The sequence below is a fragment of the Bacillus sp. (in: firmicutes) genome, assembly GCA_017656295.1.
GTDB lineage: Bacteria > Bacillota > Bacilli > Bacillales > JACDOC01 > JACDOC01.
Genome location: JACDOC010000037.1, coordinates 1 through 3340 on the forward strand (window position 1 = coordinate 1; position 3340 = coordinate 3340).

Below are 3340 nucleotides of genomic sequence, written 5' to 3' on the forward strand. Positions count from 1 at the left end.
ATAAAAATCACCCCTTAAAGTAAATGTTGCCCATTAGGGGGTTTTTCAACCTCTACTTTAAGGGGTGCAGTTCATGATCACTCTGGGCGTTGATTTTACACTTTCACTTTATTCAGTTAAAGCTCCGAAGTAGCACAGACAAAATCTGTGTATTATTTAACCCAATTCGGAATATGAGGACCAAAGTATTTACCGATTTTTTCAACTTCAGTCATTATACGACTTATTCCAACTTCAGACAAAAAACAATTTTCCTTAGTTATTCCATACCTGTCGATGACAGGCGAGATGAAGAACTCAGTTTCTTTTGGAAATACCGTTTGATAAGTTAATAATGCTCGACGAGAGTGTCCTGCTTTACAGACCAATATAACTTTTCTAGGGTGTATTCCTGTTTTTTATAGAACTTCCAACGAAAAACGTGCATTTTCAAACGTATTTTGTGCTTGATCTTCCTTTAAAATTGCTTCTTCAGGCACTCCATTTGCAATGCCAATATTTCGTAAAAATTCCCATTCAGTAGTTCCTACATGTGGTTTATATCCGCCAGATGGTAGTATGTATGGTGCGAATCCCTGTTGATACAAGGAAGCTGCTTTTTCCATTAGTTGAGGATGGTTCGCACCAGGAATTAATATCACATCTGCTGGGGCAATTTCAGTTTCCACGAAAATAAAGTTGGTAATGCAATCGAATGGATACGACATTGTTTATTCATCCTTTTTATTACAATTACTTCCACTTCAACTAACCTGTTTACGTTAGTTGAAGTACCATTATTTTACAATATATAAATAAGTACGTTAACCCACCATACATATGTCCTAGTAGCGTCGGGCGTTTTCATTTCTTCTTTCGTTTTGACCTACCTCATTACCAATTCGTTTTCCTCCACATACGCACGGATAACCTCCAAGAAGGCTGAGCCATACTTTTTCGCTTTGACGGCACCCACTCCTTTGACTTGCAAGAGCGCCTCTTCGTCGACTGGTAAAAGGGCACTCATCTCACGTAATGTTTGATCAGAAAAAATGACGTATGGCGGGACGCCTTCTTTTTCGGCCCATTCTTTTCGTAATGCACGCAGAAGGGCAAACAGTTCCGTATCTTCCTCCATCTCCTTTGCTTTGTATGCCACTTTTCGATAGACGGACCGCTCACCTTTTAATACCTCATACGCCCGGTTGTGGAGAGTCACCACGGGATATTGCTCCCCTTTTAACCCTAAATATCCTTCGGCGAGTAAAAAATCGATCAGCTGGATGATGTCTTTTTCCGTTAAGTTGTTCATTAAGCCATATGTGGAGAGTCGGTCAAAACCAAGTTCTTTCACCCGTTTATTTTTCGAACCTTTGAGCACTTGGGCGACCAGTGTTTTCCCAAAATTCTCACGCATACGTTTGATGCACGAAAAGACCATTTGCGCTTCTGTCGTAATATCCATTTGTTCTCGGTCATCGGTACAGTTCGAGCATCGACCGCACGGCTCATTAGACGTCGTTTCCCCAAAATAGCGCAAAATGAATGTCTGCAAACACGACTCTGTATGACAGTAGTCGACCATTTTATTGAGCTTCTGATACTCCACTTCTTTTCGTTCCGACGAAAGCTGTGATTGTTCAATGAGAAACTTTTGAATATGTACATCTTGTGGAGAAAAAAGCAAAAAACACTCACTCGGTTCCCCATCGCGACCGGCTCGTCCTGCTTCTTGATAATACGACTCCATATTTTTCGGCATTTGATAGTGGATCACATAGCGCACGTTCGATTTGTTAATGCCCATCCCAAAGGCATTCGTTGCAACCATGACAGTCAGACGGTCATGAATAAAATTTTCTTGGTACTGGTCGCGTTCTTCTTTCGTTAAACCTGCATGATACTTACCAACCGCGATTCCTTGTTGTTTGAAGAACGAATACAGTGCATCAACTTCTTTTTTCGTCGCTGCATAAATAATCCCAGCATGGTCTTTTCGTTTTTTCACATACTGAAGCACAAACTCACGGCGGTTTTCCCCTTTTAACACATGGAACGACAGATTGTCACGAGCAAATCCCGTCACAACGACATTCGCTTGGTCAATTTGAAAATGCGTTCGAATATCGTGCAACACTTCAGGCGTCGCCGTGGCGGTAAGTGCGACGACGACCGGCTTGGCTGGGAGCGATTCCATCATCGGCCGAATCATCCGGTAATGCGGACGAAAATCGTGCCCCCATTGAGACACGCAATGCGCTTCATCGATCGCTACTAATCGGACTGGCAATTTTTTTAATAACGAAAGAAACGAAGGCGCCTCTAACCGTTCGGGCGCCACATAAATGAACCGGTATTCTCCTAGCTCGGCAAGAAACAGCCGTTCATTCATCTCTGCCTTGGATAACGTACTGTTCAAATACGTTGCTGAAATCCCCATTTGCATCAAGGCATCGACTTGATCCTTCATTAAAGAAATCAGGGGCGAAATCACAAGCGTCACCCCATCCAGCACTAACCCTGGCACTTGATAACAAAGCGACTTCCCCCCACCGGTCGGAAGCACACCAATCGTATCTTCACCTGCCAACACTTTCTCAATAATCTCAAGCTGTCCGTTTCGAAAACTTGAATATCCGAAATAGGTATGTAACACTTCTTTGGCTTTTAAAAGCATCGAATCACCTATGTCTCTTTTTAGTTATCATTGTAGCAGAAAATGGACTAGATTCGTTCGATGAAATTAATTTGTTCTAACTTCTTCTTACATCCCCAGATTGAAACCTTTTCCAAACCACATTATCTAATTCGTAAAATGGAATATTTAGATGAGAAGAGAGCGTTCTTGCTAATGTTGTTTTACCGCTTCCCACTGAACCAATAATGTGGATTTTTTTAGGTAAGTGGCTATCCATAGGACTACCATCTCCATATACGTTTGATTATTTTAAAGTTTTACAATAAATGACAGATTGGTATAATTTTTTTAGTATGAACTATCCAATTGATTTTTTGTTTAGCTCTATTTACAGGTTGTCTATCAGTTTTTGACATTTGGATTGCCAGTTTTCGATATCTGAATTGCACTTTAGCATTTTGGCTTGTACTTTTGGCATTATGACTTGTACTTTGGTCAGTGGGCTTGCACTTTCATGCATTCGGCATGCACTTTCGCACATTCGGCTTGCACTTTCATGCATTCGGCTTGCACTTTCGCACATTCGGCTTGCACTTCGGCATCTTGGCTTGCACTTCGGCATCTTGGCTTGCACTTCGGCATCTTGGCTTGCACTTCGGCATCTTGGCTTGCACTTCGGCATCTTGGCTTGCACTTTCGGCATCTTGGCTTGCACTTCGGCAT

Annotated in this window: 2 protein-coding genes and 2 pseudogenes; all 4 read right to left on the minus strand. The window is 42.0% G+C overall.

Annotated features, from left to right (window positions below):
* Nucleotides 1-152 precede the first annotated feature (152 nt).
* A pseudogene (locus H0Z31_15565) lies at nucleotides 153-707 on the minus strand (YdcF family protein).
* A gap of 158 nt (nucleotides 708-865) precedes the next feature.
* Complete coding sequence (recQ, locus tag H0Z31_15570) at nucleotides 866-2656, minus strand: DNA helicase RecQ (GenBank protein MBO8178840.1); 1791 nt, start codon at nucleotides 2654-2656, stop codon at nucleotides 866-868.
* 79 nt (nucleotides 2657-2735) lie between these two features.
* Nucleotides 2736-2894: pseudogene (locus tag H0Z31_15575) on the minus strand (DNA topology modulation protein FlaR).
* A 218-nt stretch (nucleotides 2895-3112) separates the two neighbouring features.
* A partial coding sequence (locus tag H0Z31_15580) for a hypothetical protein (GenBank protein MBO8178841.1) occupies nucleotides 3113-3340 on the minus strand: 228 nt, incomplete at its 5' end.